Raw genomic sequence first — 23,972 nt, forward strand, 5'->3', positions numbered from 1 at the left:
TACACAGGCAGCCCATGGCCACCGAGAACGCAGAAATCCTGGAACAGCTGGGACGTCGCTATGACGCCGGCTTCATCACCGACATCGAATCCGATTCGCTGCCGCCCGGCCTCAACGAGGACGTGGTGCGTGCGCTGTCCGCCAAGAAGGACGAGCCGGAGTGGATGACCGAATGGCGGCTGGCGGCCTATCGCCACTGGCTGACCATGCCGGTGCCGCACTGGGCCAAGCTGAAGATCGCCCCGATCGACTTCCAGGCCATCAGCTACTACAGCGCGCCCAAGGCCAAGTACAAGTCGCTGGACGAGGTGCCGCAGGAACTGATTGATACCTACGACAAGCTGGGCGTGCCGCTGCACGAGCGCGCCAAGCTGGCCGGCGTCGCCGTCGACGCGGTGTTCGACTCGGTCTCGGTGGGCACCACCTTCCGCAAGGAACTGGCCGAGAAGGGCATCATCTTCTGCTCGATGAGCGAAGCCATCCGCGAGCATCCCGAACTGGTCCGCCAGTACCTGGGCAGTGTGGTGCCGACCGGTGACAACTACTTCGCCGCGCTGAATTCGGCGGTGTTCTCCGATGGCAGCTTCGTGTTCATTCCCAAGGGCGTGCGCTGCCCGATGGAGCTGAGCACCTACTTCCGCATCAACGCCGGTCATACCGGCCAGTTCGAGCGCACCCTGATCATCGCCGAGGACAAGAGCTACGTGTCCTACCTGGAAGGTTGCACGGCGCCGATGCGCGACGAGAACCAGCTGCACGCGGCGGTGGTGGAACTGGTCGCGCTGGAAGATGCCGAGATCAAGTACAGCACGGTGCAGAACTGGTATCCGGGCGACGAGGAAGGCCGCGGCGGCATCTACAACTTCGTGACCAAGCGCGGCGAGTGCCGCGGCGCGCGCAGCAAGATTTCCTGGACCCAGGTGGAGACCGGCTCGGCCATCACCTGGAAGTACCCCTCCTGCGTGCTGCTGGGTGACGATTCGGTCGGCGAGTTCCACTCGGTGGCGCTGACCCACCATCGCCAGCAGGCCGACACCGGCACCAAGATGATCCACATCGGCAGGAACACCAAGTCGAAGATCATCAGCAAGGGCATCAGCGCCGGCCGCGGCCAGAATACCTACCGCGGGCTGGTCAAGGTGGATCGCAACGCCGCCAACGCGCGCAACTACACCCAGTGCGACAGCCTGCTGATCGGCAAGCAGTGCGGCGCCCACACCTTCCCCTACATCGAGGTGAAGAACCCCACCGCGACGCTGGAGCACGAGGCGACCACCTCGAAGATCTCCGACGACCAGATGTTCTACTGCCGCGCCCGCGGCATCAGCGAGGAAGACGCCGTCAGCATGATCGTCGACGGCTTCTGCAAGCAGGTCTTCCGCGAGCTGCCGATGGAGTTCGCGGTGGAAGCCAAGAAGCTGCTCGAGGTCTCGCTGGAAGGCTCGGTGGGATGAAACGGCCGCTGCCATGGCCGGCGCTCCTGCTGTCGTGCGCGAGCCTGGCATTGGCGCTGCTGTGCGCGCTGGCCTGGCATGAGCGGTACTGGCGCTGGCGCGATTGCTTCAACGCCGAAGGCCGCTGCTACGACAGCGTGGCCGGCGTCATGGTGGCGCAGTCCGGCTACCTGTGGGCCGGCCTTGGCATCACCGCGCTGGCGGTTTTCGTGGCGTCCTGCGCCTGGCTCCGGCGCAAACGGAACGCCGCGGCTTCCCTTCCCCTCCGCGCCCCATTTACCTGATTCAGGGCCGCGGCGACTCCGCCGCCACCCGCTCCCCATCCGACAAGACGATGACCGCAATGCTCAAGATCGAAAACCTCCACGCCAGCGTCGCCGGCAAGGAAATCCTCAAGGGCCTGTCCCTGGAAGTGAAGCCCGGCCAGGTGCACGCCATCATGGGCCCCAACGGTGCCGGCAAATCCACGCTGGGCAACATCCTGGCCGGCCGCGAGGGCTATGAGGTCACCGCCGGCTCGGTCGAGTTCGATGGCCAGGCGCTGCTGGAGCTGGAACCGGAAGAGCGCGCCGCCGCCGGCGTGTTCCTGGCCTTCCAGTACCCGGTCGAAATCCCGGGCGTGAACAACACCTACTTCCTGCGCGCGGCACTCAACGCCCAGCGCAAGGCGCGCGGCGAGAGTGAACTGGATTCCATGCAGTTCCTCAAACTGGTGCGCGAGAAGCTGGCCGTGCTGCACCTGCGCGACGAACTTCTGCACCGGGGTGTCAACGAAGGTTTCTCCGGCGGCGAGAAGAAGCGCAACGAAATCTTCCAGCTGGCCGTGCTGGAGCCGAAGCTGGCGATCCTCGACGAGACCGACAGCGGCCTGGACATCGACGCGCTGAAGAACGTCGCCGATGGCGTCAACGCGCTGCGTTCGCCGGATCGCGCCTTCCTGGTCATCACCCACTACCAGCGCCTGCTCGACTACATCAAGCCGGACGTGGTCCACGTGCTGGCCGATGGACGCATTGTCGAGACGGGCGGCCCGGAACTGGCGCTGGAACTGGAGCAGCACGGCTACGCCTGGATCAAGGATCGGGTGGCCCCCGAAAAGGTCGCCGGATGAGCACCCTGCTGGATTCCCTCGCCACCGGCTTCAGCGGCGACGCCGCGCGCCGCGCGGTATTGGACGACGCCCTGCGCGATGGCCTGCCCGGTCCGCGCGCCGAGGCGTGGAAGTACACCCCGCTGCGCCAGCTCGAACGGCGCAGCTTCGCTCCTGTCGACGCACTGGTCGCGCTCGATCCGATGCTGCTGGCCGACATTCCCGGCCCGCGCGCGGTGTTCGTCAATGGCCGTTATTCGGTCGCCCTGTCGCTGACCACCGATCTTCCCGAAGGCGTCAGCCTGCAGCTGCTGTCGGAGGCACTGGCCGAAGGCGGCGAATCCGCGCGCTTCCTGCAGCGGCGCTTCGAACGCGGCGATGAAGTGTTCGCGCGCCTCAATGCCGCGCTGGCCAACGAAGGCGTACTGCTGCGGGTGGACGAAGGCGCCGAAGTGGAAGCGCCGCTGCACCTGGTCTTCATCGGCGCGCCCGACGACGCCGATCGCGCCTGGCACCTGCGCAACCTGATCGAACTGCGCGCCGGCGCATCGCTCAAGGTGTTCGAGCATCACTTCGGCACCGGTCCGCACGCGCATCTGGCCAATACCCTGGTCCACGTCCATGTCGGCCGCGGCGCGCGCCTCGCGCACGCGCGCGTGCAGGAAGACAGCGACCGCGCCACCCACCTGCTGCGCACCGACACGGTGCTGGCCCGCGACGCCGAGTACCGCCGCATCGATCTGGAACTCGGCGCCGCGCTGTCGCGGCATGAACTGAATGTGCGGCTGGAGGGCGACAACGCGCGCCTGGTCGCCAACGGCGTGTTGCTGGCCGATGGCCGCCGCCATCTGGACACCCGCCTGGGCATCGACCACATCGCCCGCGACACCGCCTGCGAACTGACCTGGCGCGGCCTGGGCGCGGGCCGCGGCCGCACGGTGTTCCATGGCGGCATCCTGATCCGCGAGGGCGCCGACGGCACCGACGCGGCGCTGTCGAACAAGAACCTGCTGCTGTCCGAGAACGCCGAGATCGACACCCAGCCGGTGCTGGAGATCCATGCGGACGAGGTGAAGGCCGCGCATGGCGCGACCGTCGGCCGGTTGGACGCCAATGCCCTGTTCTACCTGCGTTCGCGCGGACTTCCGGAAGCGGAGGCCCAGCAATTGCTCACCGCCGCGTTCTGCCGCGAACCGCTGGCGGTCATCGCCAACCCGGCGGTGCGCGAACTGCTGTCGCAGCGCATCGACCGCGCCCTGGCCGGGCTGGGCGCGCCATGACCGCCGGCCCCGCCACCCACCGGGATCCGGCCACCACACCCGACTGGGCGAGCGTGCGCGCCGACTTTCCGCTGCTGGAGCGCCAGGTCCATGGCAAGCCGCTGATCTACTTCGACAGCGCCAACACCGGCCAGAAGCCGGCGTCGGTGATCGCCGCGACGGATGCGTTCTACCGCCGCCACAACGCCAACGTCAGCCGCGCCGTGCACACGCTCGGCACCGAGGCCACCGATGCCTACGAGGGCGCGCGCCGCAAACTGGCCCGCTTCCTCAACGTGCGCGCCGACGAACTGGTCCTGTGCAGCGGCACCACCTTCGCGATCAACCTGGTCGCCTACTCCTGGGCGCTGCCGCGACTGGGGCCGGGCGACGTGATCCTGGTTTCACGCATGGAGCACCACGCCAACATCGTGCCGTGGCAGCTAGTCGCCCAGCGCACCGGCGCGCGCGTGCAGGTGGCGGAGATCCTGCCGGACGGTTCCCTGGACCTGCCCGGCCTGTACGCGGCGATGACGCCGGACGTGAAGCTGCTGGCGATCACCCACGTCTCCAACGTGCTGGGGACGGTCAATCCGGTCCGCGATATCTGCCGCGAAGCGCGCAGGCGCGGCATCGTCACCGTCGTCGATGGATCCCAGGCCGTGCCCCACCGGCCGGTGGACATCGCGGCCATCGGCTGCGATTTCTACGCGCTGACCGGCCACAAGATGTGCGGGCCGACGGGCACCGGCGCGCTGTGGGCGAAACGCGAGCACCTGCAGGCCATGCCGCCCTTCATCGGTGGCGGCGAGATGATCAAGGAAGTCAGCTTCGACGGCACGGTGTTCAACGACCCGCCGCACAAGTTCGAGGCCGGCACGCCCAACATCGCCGGCTTCGTCGGGCTGGGCGCCGCTGTCGATTACCTCGAATCGATCGGCATGGCCAACATCGAGGCACGCGAGACGGAACTGCTGGCCCACGCGACCGAGGAGCTGCGCAAGATCGAAGGCCTGCGCATCTTCGGCTCCGCGCCGGAAAAGGCCGCGGTGATTTCGTTCCTGATCGAGGGCGCCCACGCGCACGACCTGGCGACCCTGCTGGATCTGGAAGGCGTGGCGATCCGCTCCGGCCAGCACTGCGCGCATCCACTGCTGCAGTTCTTCGGCGTGGCCGCCACCTGCCGCGCGTCGCTGGCCTTCTACAACACGCACGCCGAAATCGAGGCGTTCGTCGCCGCGCTGAAAAAGGCACGCGGCCTGCTGGCCTGAGTCCGGCGTCCCTGCCTCCCTCGCAGGAGCGACGTCAGTCGCGTCCGGATGCATGGGCCATCCGGGATCCCGGTCGCGACTGACGTCGCTCCTACAGTTGGGAGGCGGTTTTCCGTAAGATCGGCGCATGAGCACGCTGACCTTCCGTACCGCCACCGCCGCGGACATCCCCGCCCTCGTCTCCCTGGTGACCTCCGCCTATCGCGGCGAGGTCAGCAAGCAGGGCTGGACCACCGAAGCCGATCTGCTGGATGGCCAGCGCATCGATCCCGAAGGCCTGCTTCACGACATCGAACGCGCGCGGAGCCGGATCCTGATCGCCGAGCGCGACGGACAGTTGCTGGCCTGCGCGCATGTCGCGGTGGAGAACGGCGCGGGCTATTTCGGCATGTTCTCGGTCCGGCCGGATCTGCAGGGCAGCGGCGTGGGCAAGGCGGTGATCGCCGAGGCCGAACGCGTCGCCCGCGAAGACTGGCGGCAGCCGGCCATCCGGATGAGCGTCATCGATGTGCGCGAGGAACTCATCGCCTTCTATGAGCGCCGTGGCTACGCACGCACCGGCATCAAGAAGCCGTTCCCGTATGGCGACGCGCGCTTCGGCATCCCCAGGCGCGACGACCTGCGTTTCGAGGTCCTGGAGAAGGCACTGTGAGCGGGAACTGGACCTTCGTCTGCGCGCTGGGCGAGATGCTGCCCGGCGAAATGCGCACCGTGTTCGACGAAGTCACCGGCACCCCCATCCTGGTGATGAACTACGACGGCGATTTCTACGCACTGGAAGATCGCTGCAGCCACGAAGACTTCGAACTGTCCTCCGGCAACTACGACAGCGACGAGGCCACCATCGAATGCATCCTGCATGGCGCCAGGTTCGATATCCGTGACGGACGCGCCCTGTGCGCCCCGGCCTATTCGCCGGTGCCCAAATTCCCGGTCAAGCAGGAACATGGCGGGCTGTGGACCCGCGACGACCGCGACTGACCGGGGGAGTAAGCCCGCGGTACCTCTTGAAGGGTGGATTCCACGGAATCCGCCCTTTTTGCTGCCCCATGCCTTCCGTTCGGCGAAATGCCTTTGCGAAAGAGAACAATTATCATTAAGATTATAAATTCGTTATCCGGCTGACCCGCCCGGCTCCCTTGCATCCGCTTACCGCCCGCATCCGCTGCGCCCCCCGTCGTGTCCTTTCCTGGCCGGCGCTGCTGCTGTCGTGGGCGCTGGCCTGGCTGATCGTGCTTCCGTTCGCGCAGGCCGCCGACATCGCCCCTGCCAGCGAAAACGTCCGTCTCGTGAATGCGGAAGCACCGGAGCCCCCGGCAAGCCGTCCGGGCGCCGACGAGGCGGTCCACCCGGGATGGCAAGCGCCACCCGAAACGGACGTGGCGGCCATCGAACCGCTTCCGGATCGCGAATCCGATCCCACGACCGTGACGCCTGCCGCCCGCCGGCGCGACCAGCCAATCCGCCGCATCGCCTCCGCATCAGGCCGCGACTCCCGGTTCCGGCCCCGGGGCTGTCTCCCGCCCCCCGGCCACGCACCTCCCCACGCCTGAGCCAGCCCGGTCGTTCCTCTCCGGAACGACCCGCCCGCGCATTCCTTTGCCCCGTGGCCCCGCGCCTCCGGGAATTCCCTTCCAGACCACTCAAACTCCCATGACCCCGATCAAGTCGCGCAAGCACGCCTCCCCCGCATCCCGTTCGGCGAACGGCCTTGCCACCGCCACCCTGCTGACCGGCCTGGCGCTGGCCGTCCCCGCCACCGCCCAGGTCGCCTCGGACAACACGCCCAAACCCGATCCGACCACCCTGCCGGAAGTGCACGTCGAAGGCACTTCGGTCGGCGAGTACAAGGCCGACAAGCTGGCCTCGCCCAAGTTCACCCAGTCGCTGCAGGACACGCCGCAGACCATCCAGATCATCACCGACGACCTGTTCAACCAGCAGGGCGCGACCACGCTGACCGAAGCGCTGCGCAACAGCCCGGGCGTGGGCACCTTCTTCGTCGGCGAGAACGGCAACACCACCACCGGTGACACCCTGTTCATGCGTGGCTTCGACAGCTCCAGCAGCATCTTCGTCGATGGCGTGCGTGATCTCGGTTCGATCTCGCGCGACGTGTTCAACGTCGAGCAGATCGAAGTGGAGAAAGGTCCGGCCGGCACCGACAATGGCCGCAGCGCGCCGACCGGCGCCATCAACATGGTCAGCAAGCAGGCCTCGCGCAAGGACGCCATCAGCGCGACCCTGTCCGTCGGCAGCGACGACCAGAAGCGCATCACCGCCGACTGGAACCAGTCACTCGGCATCCCGGGCGCGGCGTTCCGCCTCAACGTGATGGCCCAGGACAGCGACGTTCCCGGTCGCGACATGGTGAACAACAAGCGCTGGGGCGTGGCGCCGTCGCTGGCGTTCGGTCTGGGCTCGGATACCCGTTACTTCCTCAATCTGCTGTACGTGAAGCAGGACAACGTGCCCGATGGCGGCGTACCCACCATCGGTCTGCCGGGCTACAGCTCGCCGGACCCCGCCCGTCCGCAGATCGCGCGGGCACCGCGCGTGGACAGCGAGAACTTCTACGGCACCCGCTTCGATCACGACGACGTGACCGCGCAGATGGCGACCTTCCGCTTCGAGCACGACTTCTCCGACACGCTCAAGCTGACCAACACCGCGCGTTGGGGCAAGAACGAACAGGACTACATGCTGACTGCATTCATGCTGTCCGCCACCGGCGCCACGCCCACGCTGAACATCCCCGCCATCAACAATCCCTATGGTTGGACGGTCAATCGCAGCCTGCCCACCTTCAAGGATCAGGAATACACGATCGCCACCAACCAGCTGAACCTGCGCGCCGACTTCACCACCGGCCGCGTGCAGCACAACCTGAGCACCGGACTGGAGTTCGCGCGCGAGGAACTGGAAAGCCGGGGCGTCGCCACGATCCCGGGCACCGCCTGGGCGCCGGCCAATCTGTACAACCCCGATCCCGACGCCAGCGGCCTGCGCTGGGGCCACAATGGCGCGCACAGCAAGGGCGAGATCACCACTTCGTCGCTGTATGCCTTCGATACCCTGAAGTTCAATGAAGCTTTCCTGCTGACCGCCGGCGTGCGTCTGGATCACTACAAGACGGACTTCAGCAGCCTGGTCGCCTGCGGCGGCCGCGGTGGTCCCACCTGCGGCAGCCTGCCGGCCGGCACCATCGTGCCGGGCGTGGACCGGGATGCGTCCGATACGCTGGTCAACTGGAAGCTGGGCGCGGTCTACAAGGTGGGCAACGTCGCCAGCCTGTACGCCAACTACGCGCTTTCGCAGCAGCCTCCGGGTGGCACCGCGCTGGAACTCAGCAACGCGGACAACAGTGCCAACAACCCGAAGTACGACCCGCAGAAGGCCAAGACCTTCGAGGTCGGCAGCAAGTGGAACCTGCTGAACGATGATCTGCTGCTGACGCTGGCGGTGTTCCAGACCGACGTCAGCAACGAAGTGATCACCGAGAATGGCGTGACGTTCCAGGGCGGCGAAAAGCGCGTGCGCGGCGTGGAAATCTCGGCGGTCGGCAAGCTCACCGACGACTGGTCGGTCTCGGCCGGCTACACCGCGATGGATGCCACCGTGAAGGACGGCCCGACCGTGGCCAACGACAGGACCCGCGATCTGGGCTACACCCCCGACAGCGCCTTCACCGCCTGGACCACCTACGAACTGCCGTTCGGCCTGACCGTCGGCGGTGGCGTGCGCTACTCCGGCGAGATGAAGCGCGGCACCGACGGCGCCGTCGGCACCCCGAACTTCGTCAAGTCGTACACCGTGTGGGACGCGGTGGTCAGCTACGCGTTCAACCAGAACCTGGACCTGCGTTTGAATGCCTACAACCTGTTCGACAAGGACTACGTGGCGGCGATCAACAAGAGCGGCTACCGTTACACCCCGGGCACACCGCGTTCGGTGCTGCTGAGCCTGAACCTGCGGTTCTGATGCGGTCACGGCGGGGAGGCGGAAGCCTCCCCGCTTTCTTCCAAGGAGCAAGACATGCTGCTGCATATCCCCCAGGTGCTCGCTCCGCAGGAGATATCGGCAATGCGGCAGGCGCTGGATCAGGCCGACTGGACCGATGGCCGCGAGACCGTCGGCGTCCAGGGCGCGCAGGTCAAGCGCAATGAACAATTGCCTGACGCCTCACCGCTGCGCGAGCAACTGGGCCAGCGCATCCTCGCCGCGCTCGAACGCAATCCGCTTTACTTCGCCGCCGCGCTGCCGCTGCGCACCGTGCCGCCGCGTTTCAACCGCTACCAGGGCGGCGGCGAGTACGGTTTCCACATCGACGGTTCGGTGATGCTCACCCGCGCGCCGGATGGCCGCGGCCAATCGATCCGTTCCGACGTGTCCTGCACGCTGTTCCTGTGCGAGCCGGACGAATACGAGGGTGGCGAGCTGATCATCAGCGACACCTATGGCGAGCACGAAGTGAAGCTGGCCGCCGGCGACCTGGTGATGTATCCGTCCAGCAGCCTGCACAAGGTCCAGCCGGTGACCCGCGGCGCGCGCCTCGCCTCCTTCTTCTGGGTGCAGAGCATGGTCCGCGACGATGCCTGCCGCCGCCTGCTGTTCGAGATGGACACTTCGCTGGAGACGCTGCGCGCCACCGGTGCCGACAACGCCGCGTTGGTCCGGCTGACGGGCGTGTACCACAACCTGCTGCGACGCTGGGCGGAGACCTGAGCCGGGCAACCGTGTTGCCTCTCATTTGCATCTGATAACGATTCTCATTAAAATCCCCGCGCTTGCCACCCATCGAGGTGGCCGTCTCCCAGGGGTCCGGTTTGTTCCAGGCGATTCGCCACGCTGTCCTTCCCGCTCGCCGGGCGCGTCGCCAGGTGCGTCCGGGCGCGGCCTGGCTGTCGGTGCTGGCGACGCTGTGCCTGCTGTTGTCCACCGTCCACCTGGGCGCAATCGCGGGTCACAAGCCCCATGGTTTCGGGCATTGGCCGGACGTTTCCGGCCTGTTCCAGCAGGCGCCGGATGAAGACGGCCCCGAGGCCGGTCTTCACGATGACCAGCCCGCCAAGAAGCGGCGGGCGGGCACGCAGGTGGTTTCCCGGCAGGCGGAACCTGCGCCGGCCTCTTTGCCGGCGATATTCATCGACATCATCCTGCCGTCCCCGCCACGCGTTCTAGGGACGGGCGAGGCCTCGCTGCATGATCCCGATCGCGCGCCGGCCAAACCGGCGCCCGCGCGCCAGCGCCATCGCGGCCAGGCGCCTCCTGCCGCTTCTCTCCTGATCCGCACCGCCTGATCGGCTGACGATCCGCTCGCGACCGGGCCGCCGCAGCGCGCGCGGCTCCTGCGTTCCCACCCTTTCTTTCTTCGATCGCCCTGTTCCGCCGATGCGCGGAACGGCATCCATACGCCTATCCGATGACCATGATCCGCTCCCAGACGATTCAGTCCCCGCTGTTCCCCCGCCGCAACCGGCTCGCCATCGGCCTGCTGCTCTCGCTGTCCCTCCCGGCCATGGCCCAGGATCTGCCGGACGGCTCCAGCCGCCCCAATACCCTCGACACCGTCGTTGTCACGGCCGCCGGCTTCGAACAGAAAATCGTCGACGCGCCGGCCAGCATCAGCGTGGTCACCCGCGAGGAACTCAGCCAACGTCCCTATACCAACCTGATCGACGCGCTGCGCGATGTGGAAGGCATCGACGTCGGCATGGAAACCACCGACAAGAACGGCGCCGCCACGGTCAGCATGCGCGGCATGCCGTCGGAGTACACGCTGGTCCTGATCGACGGACGCCGCCAGAGCAATGTCGGCCAGCTCTACCCGAACAACTTCGGCGGCGGCCAGTTTGCCTACGTGCCGCCGCTGGATGCCATCGAACGCATCGAGGTGGTGCGCGGCCCGATGTCCACGCTGTACGGCTCGGATGCGATGGGCGGCGTCATCAACATCATCACCCGCCGCAACCAGGACGCGTGGCACGGCTCGATCACCCAGGGCTTCACCGTCCAGCAGGAAGATCAGTTCGGCGATGCGCGCACCACCGACCTCTATCTGAGCGGCCCGTTGGTGAAGGATCGGTTGGGCCTGGCGGTGCGCGGCAGTTGGTACGACACCGACGAATCGAACCCGGAATGGAAGGCGTTGCCGTTGCCGGACGGTTCGATGTGGGAACGCACGCTGGGCTTCGGCGGCGGCGGCAAGGCGGTCGCCAGCACGCGTTGGAATGCCGGCGTGCGCCTGAATTTCAGCCTCGATGAGCACAATGATTTCTGGCTGGACTACGACATCTCGCGGCAGAAGTACGACAACCGCAAGGGTCAGACGGGTACCCTCGACAGCCTGGAAAGCCTGTGGCGCAGCGGCAATGCCACCGTTCCCAATCCCGACGGCGCCGGCACCGTCACCCGTCGGGTGGTGCAGCCTCGTGTGGGCTATACCGCATGGCAGCGCTACGAGCGTGATCAATGGTCGCTCAGCCATCAGGGCCGCTATGACTTCGGCACCTGGCAGACCAGCCTGACCCGCGCCACCAGCAACAATCTGGGCCGGTCGCTGCCGCTGACCCTGGAGGAACGCGCGGACCTGCAGACGCTGTGGAACGATGTCTGCGCGCGCCGCGGCCAGGCCGTCCGTTGCAACATGGCCAGCGGCAACCTGAGCGTGCTCAACGACGCCGAACGCGCGCGCCTGGCCGCGTTCCTGCCTCGCCCGCTGCGCAAGATGGAACTGGAAGGCTATGTACTGGACACGATGCTGGACATGACCTTCGGTACGCACAAGCTGACCGTCGGCGGACAGTACAACGACACCGACATGATCGACGGCGTGTTCGGCATGGATGGCGGCGGCTACAGAAGCGACGTCAAGCAGAAGCACCGGATGTGGTCGGTGTTCGCCGAGGACAACTGGTCGTTCACCGATACGCTGACCGCCACCCTGGGCGTGCGCTACGACGACCACAACATTTTCGGCAGCCACGTCAGTCCGCGCGCCTATCTGGTCTGGAATGCCAGTGACGCCTGGACCGTCAAGGGTGGCGTCAGCACCGGCTACAAGACCCCGCGTCCGGATCAGCTGTTCCCCGGCGTGACCGGCTTCGGTGGCCAGGGCGTGCTGCCCCTGGTCGGTTCGCCGAACCTGAAGCCGGAAACCAGCACCAATTACGAACTCGCCGCCTATTACGAGGGCAATCGCTTCGGCTTCAACGTCACCGGTTTCTTCAACCGGTTCGACGACAAGATCGCCAGTGGCGGCAGTTTCCCGAACTGCGAGGTCGCCCCCGCCGGCAGCGGCTATTGCGTGGATGTCGGTCCCGGCTGGGCCGAGCTGGGCTACAGCACCTTCGGGCAGAGCGTGAACATAGACGAAGCCGAGACCCGCGGCGTCGAGCTGGCCGCGCACGTGGATCTGCTGGACAACCTGGAACTGCGCGGCAACTACACGTACACCAAGTCCGAGCAGACCAGCGGCACGGCCAAGGGCACACCCATCGCGGGCAACCCGGCCAAACACATGGCCAATGCCAGTCTGAACTGGCGGATCAGCGACGCCCTGAGCCTGTCGCTGATCGGCGAGGGCCGCTACGACCGCTATCGCGACACCGTGGTCACATCGGTCAACGGCGCGGCCGTCTCGAACGTTCGCTACTACGAGGACTACACCGTGTTCCATCTGGGCGGCAGTTGGAAGGCCACCGACGCGCTGACCCTCAATGCCCGGGTGAACAACGTGTTCGACAAGGATTTCGTATCGCAGTCCTGCCTGTTGATCAGCCCGAGCGAGTACAGCTGCGTGGACGACTACGCAGTGAAGGAGCAGCGCCGCAGCTTCTGGGTGTCGCTGAACCTGCGCTTCTGATCCGGGCATCCGGCCGGTCCGCCCGCACGCGGACCGGCCGCCTCAATTGAGAGGCATTCTCATTTGTGGTCTAATTCACCTTCCCTTCGACCCGTCCCGCCCGCTTGAGCCCAGCGCCCGCAAAATCCGTCACCAGCCAGCAGCAGCGCCGGGGTTACTGGCTGCGCACGCTGCACCAATGGCATTGGATCAGTTCGGCGATCTGCCTCATCGGCATGCTGCTGTTCGCGGCCACCGGCATCACCCTCAACCACGCCTCGAAAATCGAGGCCAAGCCGCAGGTGGTGAACCGGCAGGCGCAGTTGCCCGCGGCCCTGCTGGCCAAACTGGGCGACCGCCAGGAAGGCAACGCGCCGCTGCCCACGCCGATCGCCACCTGGCTGGGCGACGAGTTCTCCATCGGCGTCGGCCGTCGCCCGGCCGAATGGTCGGACGTGGAAATCTATCTTTCGATGCCACGCCCGGGCGCGGATGCGTGGCTGAGCATCGATCGCGAGACCGGCGCGGTGGAATACGAAAGCACCGAGCGCGGCTGGGTCTCCTACTTCAATGACCTGCACAAGGGCCGCAACGCCGGCGCGGCGTGGGGATGGTTCCTCGACATCTTCGCGGTCGCCTGCCTGGTGTTCTGCATCACCGGCCTGTTCCTACTGCAACTGCATGCGCGCCAACGACGCCTCACCTGGCCGATGGTCGGCCTGGGTCTGGTGGTGCCGCTACTGCTGGCCCTGATCTTCATCCACTGACCTTTCCACGAGCCCGCCCATGACCAAGACCACCGTGTCCCTGACCCTGACGTTCGCGTTGAGCGGGCTGCTGACCGTTCCAGCGTATGCCGGCGAACTGCACATCAACGTCGAAGTGCCGCAGCTCAACGTCGCCGAGTACCACCGGCCCTACGTCGCCATCTGGCTGGAAGGCACCGATCAGAAGGTCGCCGCGAATCTGTCGGTCTGGTACCAGCAGCGCGATACCGCCGAAGGCCACGGCACCAAGTGGCTGCCGGACATGCGGCAGTGGTGGCGCAAGTCCGGCCGCACGCTCAAGGTGCCGGTGGATGGCGTTACCGGCCCGACCCGCCCGGTCGGCAAGCACGCGCTGAAGTTCACCGACAAGCAACCGCAGCTGGCCCAGCTCGCACCCGGCCAGTACACACTGGTAGTGGAAGCCGCACGCGAAGTGGGCGGCCGCGAACTGCTGAAGATTCCCTTCACCTGGCCGGCCAAGGGCGCCGCCCAGAACGGCAAGGCGCAAGGCAGCACCGAGCTCGGCGCGGTCACGCTGAGTGTCAAGCCGTGATTCCCGCGCGGACGCCACCGCGTCCGTGTCTTCCCATCCCCAACGAAAGCCGGAGCAACCGATGAAGCGTTCCCTGACCCTCGCCATGGCGCTGGCGTCCGCACTGCCGCTGAGCGCGTTCGCGCACAAGGCCTGGCTGCAGCCGTCGCAGACGGTGATCGCCGGCCAGAATCCGTGGATCACCGTGGACGCCGCGGTGTCCAACGACCTGTTCTACTTCAACCACGTGCCGCTGCGCACCGAAGGCCTGGCCATCACCGCGCCGGACGGCAGCAAGGTCGATGCGCAGAACCTGACCACCGGCAAGTACCGCACGGTGTTCGACGTCGAGTTGAAGCAGCAGGGCACCTACCGCATCGCGGTGGTCAACAGCGGCCTGTTCGGCAGCTGGGAAGAAAACGGCAAGCCCAAGCGCTGGCGCGGCACCCCCGCCACCTTCGCCACCGAGGTGCCGAAGGACGCCAAGAACCTGCAGGTCTCGCAGTCGGTCGGACGCATCGAAACCTTCGTGACCAATGGCTCGCCCAACGACACCGCGCTCAAGACCACCGGCGAAGGGCTCGAACTGGTGCCGGTCACCCATCCGAATGATCTGTTCGCCGGCGAGCCCGCCAAGTTCCGCATGCTCAAGGATGGCAAGCCCGCGGCGGGACTGGAATTCGAGATCACCCGCGGCGGCACGCGCTATCGCAACGCGCAGGACGAGATCAAGGTCACCACCGACGCCAACGGCGAATTCAGCGTGACCTGGCCGGAAGCCGGCATGTACTGGCTGGAAACCACCGCGCAGGACGACAAGACCTCGTTGCCGCAGGCCAGGCAGCGCCGCCTCAGCTACGTGGCCACGCTGGAAGTCCTGCCGCAATAACCACGGCGCCGGCGCGTCCCCCGGGGACGCGCCGAACGGCATGAGTGTTCCCTTGTCCTCCCCCGCTCCCGCCACGGTGCTGCACGCGCTGCATGGCGAAACCATGGGCACGAACTGGTCGGTCCGGCTGGTTGCTTCGCCGCGCGCGGATCTGCATGTCCTGCATGCGGTGATCCAGGCGGAACTGGACCGGGTGGTGGCGCAGATGAGCACCTGGGAAGCAGATTCGGACATCAGCCGCTTCAACCGCGCGCCCGCCGGGCATTGGCAGGACCTGCCAACGGATTTCTTCACCGTATTGCACTGCGCGCTCGCGATCGCGGAAGCCAGCGAAGGAGCTTTCGATCCGACCGTGGGCCCGCTGGTCGGCCTGTGGGGCTTTGGGGCGCAAGCCGGTGCGCGCGAAGTTCCGGACGAAGCCGCGCGTACCGCAATCCGCGATGAGGTCGGCTGGCAACGGTTGTCCCTGGACGCCGGCCATCGCCGCCTGCTGCAGCCGGGCGGCGTGAAACTGGATCTGTCCGCTATCGCCAAGGGCCATGCGGTCGATGCCGTGGCCGCCGCGCTGCGCGCGCGCGGTATCGCCGCGGCGCTGGTCGAAATCGGCGGTGAACTCCATGGCTATGGCCGCAAGCCGGACGGCGAACCCTGGCGCGTGCTGATCGAATCCGCTCCCGAGGAAGAAGAAGCCGCCGGCCTCGCGCCACGGATTGCCATCCTTGACGATCTGGCGGTCGCCACATCGGGAGATCGCTGGCATTGGTTCGAACAGGACGGCCAACGCCATGCCCACACCATCGATCCGCGCACCGGTCTCGCCGTCGCCGATACCCGTGCCGCGGTGACGGTACTGGCCTCCACCGCGATGGAAGCCGATGGCTGGGCGACCGCGTTGACCGTGCTGGGTGCCGACGCCGGCCTGCGACTCGCCGAGCACCAGGGACTGGCCGCGCGTTTCGTGATCCGCGTACACGGCTCGCTGGAAGAGCGCGCCAGCACGCGATTCGCGGCCCATCTGGCGCCATGAACATCCGCGCCGACGCTACTCCCGTGTCGTTCGCGGTCCTCGGCAACCTGCTGGTCTTCGCGGGGCTGCTCGTCGTGGTGATGCTGCTGGCGGGACTTCAGGGCGAAGGCTGGTGGCTCGCGTCACCGCGCAGTGACCGCTGGTTCGCCGCGGGCGCGGTCCTGGTGGCCTACGTTGGCGCCTGGGCATGGCTGGCGGCGCGCCATCGGCGCAGCGATGGCGATACGCATGTCGTCGCGACCGCCGACACGTTGCGGATCGTCTACGCCAGCCAGACCGGATTCGCGCATGTCCTCGCCAACCGCACGGCCGAGAGCCTGGTCGCCGCGGGTGTTCCCGCACACGTACAGGCCATCGATACCCTGCAGGCCGCCGATCTCGGCCACGGCCGGATCCTGTTCGTGGTCAGCACCACCGGCGAAGGCGATCCCCCGGATCACGCCCTGGCCTTCGTCCGCCGGGTGATGCCACAAACGGCGACGCTGCGGAATCTGCGTTATGCGGTGCTGGCGCTGGGCGATCGCGAATATGCGCAGTTCTGCGCCTTCGGCCATCAACTCGATGACTGGCTGCGGCAACACGGCGCGCAGCCCCTGTTCGATCGCGTGGATGTCGACAACGCCGACGAGAGCGCATTGCGCCACTGGCAGCACCATCTGGGGCAACTGGGCGGTGTCAGCGAACTCCCGGACTGGGACACGCCGCGTTACGAGGACTGGATTCTCGCCGAACGGCGCTGCCTGAATCCCGGCAGCGTGGGACAGCCCGCATTCCATCTGGCATTGCGCCCCCTCGACAGAACATTGCCCAAGTGGCGTGCGGGCGACATCGCCGAAATCGGTCCGCGGAATTCACTGGCGGCGGTGGCCAGCTTCGTCCAGGCCGCGGGTTGGGATCCGCAACTCCCCGTGGAATGGCGAGGCAGCCGGCAATCGCTGGCCGATGTGCTGGCCCAGGTGCACCTGTCGGATCCGGTCCCATTGCGTGGGCGCGACGCACCCTCCGCAGTGGCCGGATTCACCGCGTTGCCACACCGCGAATATTCCATCGCCTCGATTCCCGGCGACGGCGCGCTGCATCTGCTGGTACGGCGCATGCTGCGTCCGGACGGCGCGCCAGGCCTGGGCAGTGGCTGGTTGTGCGAACACGCCGTCCTGGGCAGCACGATTTCGCTGCGCATCCGCGAAAACGCCAACTTCCATGCGCCCGATCCGGATCGTCCACTGATCCTGATTGGCAACGGCACCGGCATCGCCGGCCTGCGCGCGCATCTGAAGGCGCGCGCCGAATCCGGAGCGCGTCGCAACTGGCTGGTGTTCGGCGAACGGCAGGCCGCACACGATTTCTTCCATCGGGAAGACATCCAGGCATGGCAGGTGGACGGTACGCTGACCCGCCTGGATCTGGTGTTCTCGCGCGATCCGCCGGCACGCCGCTACGTCCAGGACGCATTGCGTGATGCCGGCGACGGACTCCGGCAATGGATCGACGCCGGCGCGGCCATTTATGTCTGCGGCAGCCTGGAAGGCATGGCCCCGGGCGTGGACGCCGCACTGCACGACATCCTGGGCGCGGACACACTCGAACAACTCCGGCTGGATGGCCGTTACCGCCGCGACGTCTACTGATCCGCGGTTCCGGCGTGCTTCACCGGGGTGATGCGCGCCGCCAGCAATTCGCCTCCTCCCTGCAGTGCGAACCGGCGGCGCTCCGCCTGCGCGGGCAGCACCGCCGTATCGCCCGCGAGCCCGCGTCGGCCTCGAACTCTGCCTGCCCGGCCAGCAAGTGGATGACCCAGGTGGTATCGACATCCACGAAGAACAGCATCGGCCCGACCAGCGGACGATGCAGCAGTTCGGCGTCCACCGCTTCGCGCCGCCACATCAGGTTGAAGTCGTGGGTGGTGCCGTCCCGGAGCTTTCCGAAAACCTCGCGCTCCCCGGCGAAACGGAGGCGCCCATGCGGTGGTTCCAACTCGACCGGCTCGCCATCCGCGAATTCGAGACGAACCCCATTTCCTTGCAGCAGGATCAGTTCGCGGTCGATGCCTGGAAATGAAGAGAACGCCGCATCCTGCTCGATCTCGGCAATCGAAAGCCGCCAATCCCAGTTGTCCCGATCAGGCACGCGCAGGATTTCACGCGTCCACCCCTGTCCGTTCTTCCAGCGGGTCCGGACGTATTCATTGGCGGGAATGACGCGCGCTCGGGACACGACTGTTCTTCTTCGACGGGAATCCAGTCCGGATTCTAGCGCTTCAAAAAGCATCGCCCGGACACGCTCCCTGCGTGTCCGGGCGATGATACGTCCCTGTCGGCTCCTGCCGAATCACAGGCGTCCTGCCTGCTCCTGTTTCCGTGCGTCCTGCACGCTGATGCGAAATGGGTACATCCCTGTCGGCGTCCTTGCCTGTCCCCTGGCTTCCTGCCCCGTCAACCGGGTCGGTCTGCATCCTGCAGTAACCGCGGCTTGGGTCCCTGGGTCTCCGTCAGCGCCGTGTCACCGGCGCCTGGCGGGATGCGGCCGCCGGCTTGGCGGCCGGTTCGGCGGAAGAGCGCAATTCGATCCGTTCACGATTGCGTTCCACCGTCTTCAAGCCTATGCCCTTGACCATCGCGAGTTCCTCGGCGCTCTTGAACGGGCCGTTGGTCTTGCGGTACTCGATGATGGCTTCCGCCTTCGCCTGGCCGATCCCGATCAGGACCGTCTGCAGCGTGGCCGCGTCCGCGGTGTTGATGTTCACCCTGTCTGCGGCCTGGGCACTCAGGGCCAGAACCAGGGACAACGCGACCGATTTCAACACGGTGGTCAGCGATTTCATGGGCAACTCTCCTTGTGGCAAATGGGTGATTCCTTTCGTACAGAGGTTTTCTCCCCTGTGGCTCCTGCCGGCTCCGAATCGCTTCGTCTGCCAGCGGAAACAGTCTCATCCGCCACTGGGAGAAAACATATCGCCCGGCGCTGTCAAAAGCTGCCGGGAAACCCCGCAGCATCGTGTAGGAAAATTCCTACCCCGCGGGGAAGCGTAGAATGGGCGGCTGATTCCGTACCCGTTTGGAGACACCATGGACACCGCCAAAGTCGACCGCTACGTCGCCGAGAAATGGGACGACGACATCGTTCCGCAGCTGGTCGAGTACATCCGCATCCCGAACAAGTCGCCCATGTTCGACAAGGACTGGGTGGCCAACGGATACATGGAGGCGGCGGTCCGCCTGATGGACGACTGGGCGCGCGCGCAGCCGATTCCGGGCATGCAGGTGGAGGTGGTTCGCCTCGATGGCCGTACCCCGTTGATTTTCATCGAGATTCCTGCATCCGGCCCGGAAACCGGTGCCGACACGGTGCTGTTGTACGGGCACCTGGACAAGCAGCCGGAAATGACCGGTTGGGACGCCGACCTGGGGCCATGGACGCCGGTCCTGAAGGGTGACCGGCTGTACGGCCGCGGCGGCGCCGACGACGGCTACGCCATCTTCGGCTCGCTGGCCGCCATCCAGGCGCTGCAGGCGCAGGGCGCGCCGCATGCGCGCTGCGTGATCCTGATCGAAGCCTGCGAGGAATCCGGCAGCTACGACCTGCCCGCCTACGTCGATCACCTTTCGGACCGGATCGGCAAGCCGTCGCTGGTGGTGTGCCTGGATTCGGGCTGCGGCAACTACGAACAGTTGTGGTGCACGACCTCGCTGCGCGGCCTGGCCGGCGGCAACTTCACGGTCAAGGTGCTGGAGGAAGGCGTGCATTCCGGCGACGCATCCGGCGTGGTGCCGTCCAGCTTCCGCCTGCTGCGCCAGCTGCTCTCGCGGCTGGAGGACGAGAACACCGGCCACATCCTGCCGGAGGGCCTGCAGGTCGAGATTCCCGCCGATCGCCTGACCCAGGCGCAGGAAGCCGCGCGCGTGCTGGACACGGCGGTGTTCGACAAGTTCCCGTTCCTGCCGGGGATGACCCCGATGGCCGAGGATCTGACCGAGCTGGTGCTCAACCGCACCTGGCGCCCCGCCCTGTCGGTGACCGGCGTGGATGGCATGCCCCCGCTGTCCTCCGCCGGCAACGTGCTGCGCCCGCATACCTCGGTCAAGTTGTCGCTGCGCCTGCCGCCGACCCTGGACGGCAAGCGCGCCGGTGAACTGCTGAAGGAACTGCTGCTGAAGGATCCGCCGAATGGCGCGCGGGTCAGCCTGGATCTGGAAAAGGCCAGCACCGGCTGGAACGCCCCGGCGATGTCGCCCTGGCTGGAGAAGGCGATCGATGCGTCCAGCCGCGAGTTCTTCGGCGCGCCGGCGATGTACATGGGCGAAGGCGGCACGATTCCGTTCATGGGCATGCTGGGCGAGAAGTTCCCCGGCGCGCAGTTCATGATCACCGGCGTGCTGGGTCCGCACTCCAACGCCCACGGCCCCAACGAATTCCTGCACATTCCGATGGGCAAGAAGGTCACCGCCTGCGTGGCCCGGGTCATCACCGAGCACCATGCGGCGAGCGTGCGCGGCGAAACCGCCGGCGTCGCGGCGGTGGCCGGCGGCGAGCAGCACGGCGATCACGGCTGCTGCTGATTCCCGGCAGGCGTGGACGAACGAAACGAGCCGGGGCGACCCGGCTCGTTTCGTTTCCGGCCATCCAGCCACCGGTACGGATGTGCGCCGGCCGCCGCTTGGGTTACCCTGCGGCCACCCCCCACTTTCCCGACCGGAGTGTGCAGATGGAACAGATCTTTGGTGGCGGCATCCTGTGGACCTTGCTCATCGGCTTCCTGGCCGGCCTGCTGGCGCGGGCGCTAAAGCCCGGCGACGACAAACTCAACATCATCTGGACGATCGTGCTGGGCGTGGCAGGCGCGCTGTTGGCCCGCTTCATCGGTGGTGCGCTGGGCTGGTATGGGCCGGAGGAGCCGGCGGGCTTCATCGCTTCGGTGGTCGGCGCCATCATCCTGCTGTTCATCTACGGCCTGGCGAAAAAGAAAAGGGCGTGAACATCCGGCGTCAGAAAGAGCCCCGCCCCGCGGGGCTTTTTTTCTGCGCAGGGCGCCGGAAACGGCCGGCTTCATAATTCTTCATCCGGATTTCAGGCGCTTCAGCCGGACAGGCCATGCAATCCCGGCTCCTTTCCCTGGAGCCGAACGATGCGTTGCCTGCGCCCCCTGATCCTGATGTCCTGCGTTGCCCTGCTCGCCCCTGCCCGCGCGCACGCGCAGGCGCCGGCCGCCTACCAGGCGCCCGTCTCCCGTTCCGATGGCTGGGAGGTGGCCGACGCCAGTCGTGAAGGCTGGAAACTGGAACGATTCGCCGCGCTGGAGGCCGCGATTGCCCGCGGCGACTTCCCCGGTGTCACCAGCGTGCTGGTGGCGCGGGACGGTCACCTGCTCTACGAACGCTATTTCAATGGCGGTGGCCCGGACGTGCTCAACGACACCCGCTCGGCCACCAAGAGCGTGACCGCGCTGCTGGTCGGCGCGGCGATCGATCGCGGCCTGATTCCGGATGCGCGGGCGCGCGTGTACGACCACTTCCGCGACCTGGCACCATGGCAGCACGACAGCGCGCGCAAGCAGGCGATCACCGTCGAGGATCTGCTGACGATGAGCTCGGCCTGGGATTGCGACGACGACAATCCGTTCTCGTCCGGCAACGAGGAACGCATGTACGTCAGCGAGAACTGGACCCGCTTTGCCCTGGATCTGCCCTTGCGCGGCTATGCGCCGTGGGTGATGAGGCCGGAACAGAGTCCGCATGGCCGCACGTTCTCCTATTGCACCGCCGGCAGCTTCCTGCTCGGCGCGCTGGTGGAACGAGCCAGCGGCAAGCCATTGCCGGAATTCGCCGCCGAAACACTGGAAGGTCCCCTGGGCATCACCCGGGTGCAATGGAACCGTTCCAGCGAAGGCGTCGGCATGGGCGGCGGCGGCACCCGCTATCGCAGCCGGGATCTGGCCAAACTCGGCCAGTTGGTCGTCAACGGCGGGACCTGGCGGGGCAAGCGCATCCTCTCCGACCGGTGGACGGATCAGGTGCTGACCGTCCATGCGCAGGCACGCGAGGATGCCGACTACGGTTACCAGTTCTGGCGCTTCCGCTTCACCCGGGAGGGGCGCGAACAACCTGCCTGGACGATGTCCGGCAACGGCGGCAATTACGTGTTCATGGTGCCGGAGCTGAAACTGGTGGCGGTGATCACGCGCACCTCCTACAACCAGCGCGACGTGCATCCGCAATCGCAACGGATGTTCGGTGATTACCTGCTCACGGCGATGCCGTGAGCTTCGCCAGCAACGGCGCCGGCACTTTCGCGCGTTCATCGGCGTTGTGGCGGCTGATGGCATCGAGCCCGCGCACGAACGCGGGTTCGGTCGCCATCGCGCGGAACAAAGGCGAAACCCGCAGGTAGTCCGCATCGTTGTAGCCGCCGTCGACCGCCCGCTGGATGGCGGTCAACGCCGCGGCACGGTCACCGGCGGCATCGTGCAGCAATGCCACCTCCAGCCAGTCGGCGGGATAGCCGGCGCCGGCCACCAGTTCCATCGACAGGCGTTCGGCGCGCTCGCGCGCCCAGGCGGCGTCCGCGTTGCCGGCATCGATGCGCGCCAGCGTGGTCGGCAGGCTGGCCTGCGGTCGCAGCGCCGCGGCTTCCCGGTAGGCGTGCGCGGCCGCGACGCGGTCGCCACGCAGGCGTGCCAGCTCCGCATCCAGCAGGTGCAGGTCGGCGTGCGCGGTGCCCCGCTTCTTCGCCTCCTCCAGCGCCGCCTGCGCTTCGCTCAGGCGGCCATGCCGGAACAGGTAGCGCGGCCAGGCGATATTGGAGAACACATTGTCCGGATACAGCTCAAAACTGCGGCGATAGCGCGCTTCGGCGGCCTGCGGATAACCGAGCAGATCCAGGTTGTTGGCGATCTGCAGTTGCAGGTAGCGCACCCGTGCCGGATCACCCCGCAGCGATGTATTGGCGACCAACGCGTCGGCCAGACGGCCTTTGCGATCATACAGATAGGCCGCCGAGGCGCGGGTACTGTCGGCCGCCGGATCCAGCGCCACCGCATGCTCGTAGCCCGCAAGCGCATCATCGATGCGACCCCGGCAATCATGTGCGTACCCGAGCGCGGCGTGCGCCGACGCCAGCTCCGGATGTGCCTTGATGGCCTGCTCCGCCAGCTGTTGCGCGCGCATCGCCCATTCGGGCGGGAAATTGAACAGGCAGACCCGCGCGCTGTAGGCACGGCTGAGGCCGAGCCGCGCTTCGATATCGCCTGGACGTTCCTGCAAGGCGCGCAGGTAGAGTCCGATGGCGCGCTCGTTGTTGTCGCGCTGGCCAATGCCGGCGTAATAGGCGGCGCGCTGGACCAGACCGTCCACGGGCGCCGGGGCAGCCGACGGGTCCGTCGTTCCCGCACCCGATGTTCGGTATGCCCAGAACAACACGGCGGCGAGAACGAGCAGCACGCCCGTTCCCCACAGCCAGACAACCGGCACGCGGCGCGCAGGTGGAATGGGCTGTGGCGCGTCGATGGTTTCCCTTCCATCCGGCAGCGGCCTGGGCAGCGCGCACAACTGATAGCCCTGCCCTCGGACCGAACGCAGGTAGCGCGGCTGCCGTCCGTCATCCCCCAATGCCTGCCGCAGCAGCTTGACCCGCTGGGTCACGGTTTCCTCGTTGACGATCGCCGGCGCCCACACCTGTTCGATCAGTTCGTCGAACCCCACCACCCGGTTGCCCTGCAGCAGCAGGTAGCGCAGCAACTGGAAACTGAGGCCGGCCACGTTGAGCGGAGCGCCATCACGTTCGACGCGCTGGCGCTCCAGGTCGATCGTCAAATCATCCAGGCCGAAGCGCACCGCGTCGCTCACCG

The 23,972-nt window shown here is 66.8% G+C and carries 21 protein-coding genes and 1 pseudogene; 19 read left to right on the forward strand and 3 right to left on the reverse strand.

Annotation, left to right across the window (positions count from 1 at the left end):
• The first annotated feature begins 14 nt into the window (after positions 1-14).
• The 16 genes from sufB to AC3DEZ_RS06725 all read left to right on the forward strand — a co-directional run bounded on the left by sufB (position 15) and on the right by AC3DEZ_RS06725 (position 17,760).
• On the forward strand, positions 15-1,454 hold the full coding sequence (sufB, locus tag AC3DEZ_RS06650) for a Fe-S cluster assembly protein SufB (protein WP_488387506.1): 1,440 nt from the start codon (positions 15-17) through the stop codon (positions 1,452-1,454).
• Positions 1,451-1,738 carry a hypothetical protein gene (locus tag AC3DEZ_RS06655; RefSeq protein WP_488387507.1) on the forward strand — a complete coding sequence of 96 codons (288 nt, stop codon included), beginning with the start codon at positions 1,451-1,453 and terminating at the stop codon, positions 1,736-1,738. The genes sufB and AC3DEZ_RS06655 overlap by 4 nt, the downstream gene beginning before the upstream one ends.
• A 59-nt stretch (positions 1,739-1,797) precedes the next feature.
• Entirely contained in the window at positions 1,798-2,565 is a 768-nt protein-coding gene (gene sufC, locus AC3DEZ_RS06660) for a Fe-S cluster assembly ATPase SufC (protein ID WP_488387508.1), read from the forward strand.
• A complete protein-coding gene (sufD, locus tag AC3DEZ_RS06665; protein ID WP_488387509.1) occupies positions 2,562-3,824 on the forward strand; it encodes a Fe-S cluster assembly protein SufD in 1,263 nt (420 codons plus the stop codon). The genes sufC and sufD overlap by 4 nt, the downstream gene beginning before the upstream one ends.
• A complete protein-coding gene (locus tag AC3DEZ_RS06670; protein WP_488387510.1) occupies positions 3,821-5,074 on the forward strand; it encodes a cysteine desulfurase in 1,254 nt (417 codons plus the stop codon). The genes sufD and AC3DEZ_RS06670 overlap by 4 nt, the downstream gene beginning before the upstream one ends.
• A 127-nt stretch (positions 5,075-5,201) precedes the next feature.
• The gene (locus tag AC3DEZ_RS06675; RefSeq protein WP_488387511.1) at positions 5,202-5,726 is read left to right on the forward strand and encodes a GNAT family N-acetyltransferase; all 525 of its coding nucleotides are present in this window, start codon (positions 5,202-5,204) and stop codon (positions 5,724-5,726) included.
• Positions 5,723-6,055 carry a non-heme iron oxygenase ferredoxin subunit gene (locus AC3DEZ_RS06680; protein ID WP_488387512.1) on the forward strand — a complete coding sequence of 111 codons (333 nt, stop codon included), beginning with the start codon at positions 5,723-5,725 and terminating at the stop codon, positions 6,053-6,055. The genes AC3DEZ_RS06675 and AC3DEZ_RS06680 overlap by 4 nt, the downstream gene beginning before the upstream one ends.
• A gap of 672 nt (positions 6,056-6,727) precedes the next feature.
• Complete coding sequence (locus AC3DEZ_RS06685) at positions 6,728-9,055, forward strand: catecholate siderophore receptor Fiu (protein WP_488387513.1); 2,328 nt, start codon at positions 6,728-6,730, stop codon at positions 9,053-9,055.
• A gap of 54 nt (positions 9,056-9,109) precedes the next feature.
• Positions 9,110-9,799, forward strand: coding sequence for a Fe2+-dependent dioxygenase (locus tag AC3DEZ_RS06690; RefSeq protein WP_488387514.1), 690 nt, complete (start codon positions 9,110-9,112; stop codon positions 9,797-9,799).
• Positions 9,800-9,954: 155 nt separating this feature from the next.
• Positions 9,955-10,374, forward strand: a complete 420-nt coding sequence (locus tag AC3DEZ_RS06695; protein WP_488387515.1) for a hypothetical protein — start codon at positions 9,955-9,957, stop codon at positions 10,372-10,374.
• A 128-nt stretch (positions 10,375-10,502) separates the two neighbouring features.
• Complete coding sequence (locus AC3DEZ_RS06700; RefSeq protein ID WP_488387516.1) at positions 10,503-12,938, forward strand: TonB-dependent receptor domain-containing protein; 2,436 nt, start codon at positions 10,503-10,505, stop codon at positions 12,936-12,938.
• Between the two features lie 104 nt (positions 12,939-13,042).
• Positions 13,043-13,684 carry a PepSY-associated TM helix domain-containing protein gene (locus tag AC3DEZ_RS06705; RefSeq protein ID WP_488387517.1) on the forward strand — a complete coding sequence of 214 codons (642 nt, stop codon included), beginning with the start codon at positions 13,043-13,045 and terminating at the stop codon, positions 13,682-13,684.
• A 34-nt stretch (positions 13,685-13,718) separates the two neighbouring features.
• The gene (locus tag AC3DEZ_RS06710) at positions 13,719-14,237 is read left to right on the forward strand and encodes a DUF2271 domain-containing protein (RefSeq protein WP_488387576.1); all 519 of its coding nucleotides are present in this window, start codon (positions 13,719-13,721) and stop codon (positions 14,235-14,237) included.
• A gap of 61 nt (positions 14,238-14,298) precedes the next feature.
• Positions 14,299-15,105 (forward strand): DUF4198 domain-containing protein, encoded by an 807-nt coding sequence (locus AC3DEZ_RS06715; protein ID WP_488387518.1) that lies wholly within the window; start codon positions 14,299-14,301, stop codon positions 15,103-15,105.
• Between the two features lie 40 nt (positions 15,106-15,145).
• Positions 15,146-16,132 carry an FAD:protein FMN transferase gene (locus tag AC3DEZ_RS06720; protein ID WP_488387519.1) on the forward strand — a complete coding sequence of 329 codons (987 nt, stop codon included), beginning with the start codon at positions 15,146-15,148 and terminating at the stop codon, positions 16,130-16,132.
• A complete protein-coding gene (locus tag AC3DEZ_RS06725) occupies positions 16,129-17,760 on the forward strand; it encodes a sulfite reductase subunit alpha (protein ID WP_488387520.1) in 1,632 nt (543 codons plus the stop codon). The genes AC3DEZ_RS06720 and AC3DEZ_RS06725 overlap by 4 nt, the downstream gene beginning before the upstream one ends.
• On the opposite strand, the pseudogene AC3DEZ_RS06730 reads toward AC3DEZ_RS06725, so the two are convergent.
• Together AC3DEZ_RS06730 and AC3DEZ_RS06735 are read right to left on the reverse strand one after the other, a co-directional pair.
• A pseudogene (locus AC3DEZ_RS06730) lies at positions 17,754-18,400 on the reverse strand (HutD/Ves family protein). The gene AC3DEZ_RS06725 and the pseudogene AC3DEZ_RS06730 overlap by 7 nt on opposite strands.
• A gap of 220 nt (positions 18,401-18,620) precedes the next feature.
• Positions 18,621-18,953: a ComEA family DNA-binding protein gene (locus AC3DEZ_RS06735; protein WP_488387521.1), complete on the reverse strand. Its 333-nt coding sequence runs from the start codon at positions 18,951-18,953 to the stop codon at positions 18,621-18,623.
• A gap of 244 nt (positions 18,954-19,197) precedes the next feature.
• On the opposite strand from AC3DEZ_RS06735, the gene AC3DEZ_RS06740 reads away from it, so the two are divergent.
• The 3 genes from AC3DEZ_RS06740 (at position 19,198) to AC3DEZ_RS06750 (ending at position 22,388) form a co-directional block, all read left to right on the forward strand.
• A complete protein-coding gene (locus tag AC3DEZ_RS06740) occupies positions 19,198-20,688 on the forward strand; it encodes a M20 family metallopeptidase (RefSeq protein WP_488387522.1) in 1,491 nt (496 codons plus the stop codon).
• 146 nt (positions 20,689-20,834) lie between these two features.
• Positions 20,835-21,104: a GlsB/YeaQ/YmgE family stress response membrane protein gene (locus AC3DEZ_RS06745; protein ID WP_447104960.1), complete on the forward strand. Its 270-nt coding sequence runs from the start codon at positions 20,835-20,837 to the stop codon at positions 21,102-21,104.
• Between the two features lie 150 nt (positions 21,105-21,254).
• Positions 21,255-22,388, forward strand: coding sequence for a serine hydrolase domain-containing protein (locus AC3DEZ_RS06750; RefSeq protein ID WP_488387523.1), 1,134 nt, complete (start codon positions 21,255-21,257; stop codon positions 22,386-22,388).
• Here AC3DEZ_RS06750 and AC3DEZ_RS06755 read toward each other — a convergent pair.
• Positions 22,372-23,970, reverse strand: coding sequence for a winged helix-turn-helix domain-containing protein (locus tag AC3DEZ_RS06755; RefSeq protein ID WP_488387524.1), 1,599 nt, complete (start codon positions 23,968-23,970; stop codon positions 22,372-22,374). The two genes, AC3DEZ_RS06750 and AC3DEZ_RS06755, sit on opposite strands and share 17 nt — an antisense overlap.
• Positions 23,971-23,972: the final 2 nt, after the last annotated feature.

It is taken from the genome of Pseudoxanthomonas sp. 134C1 (genome assembly GCF_057773065.1).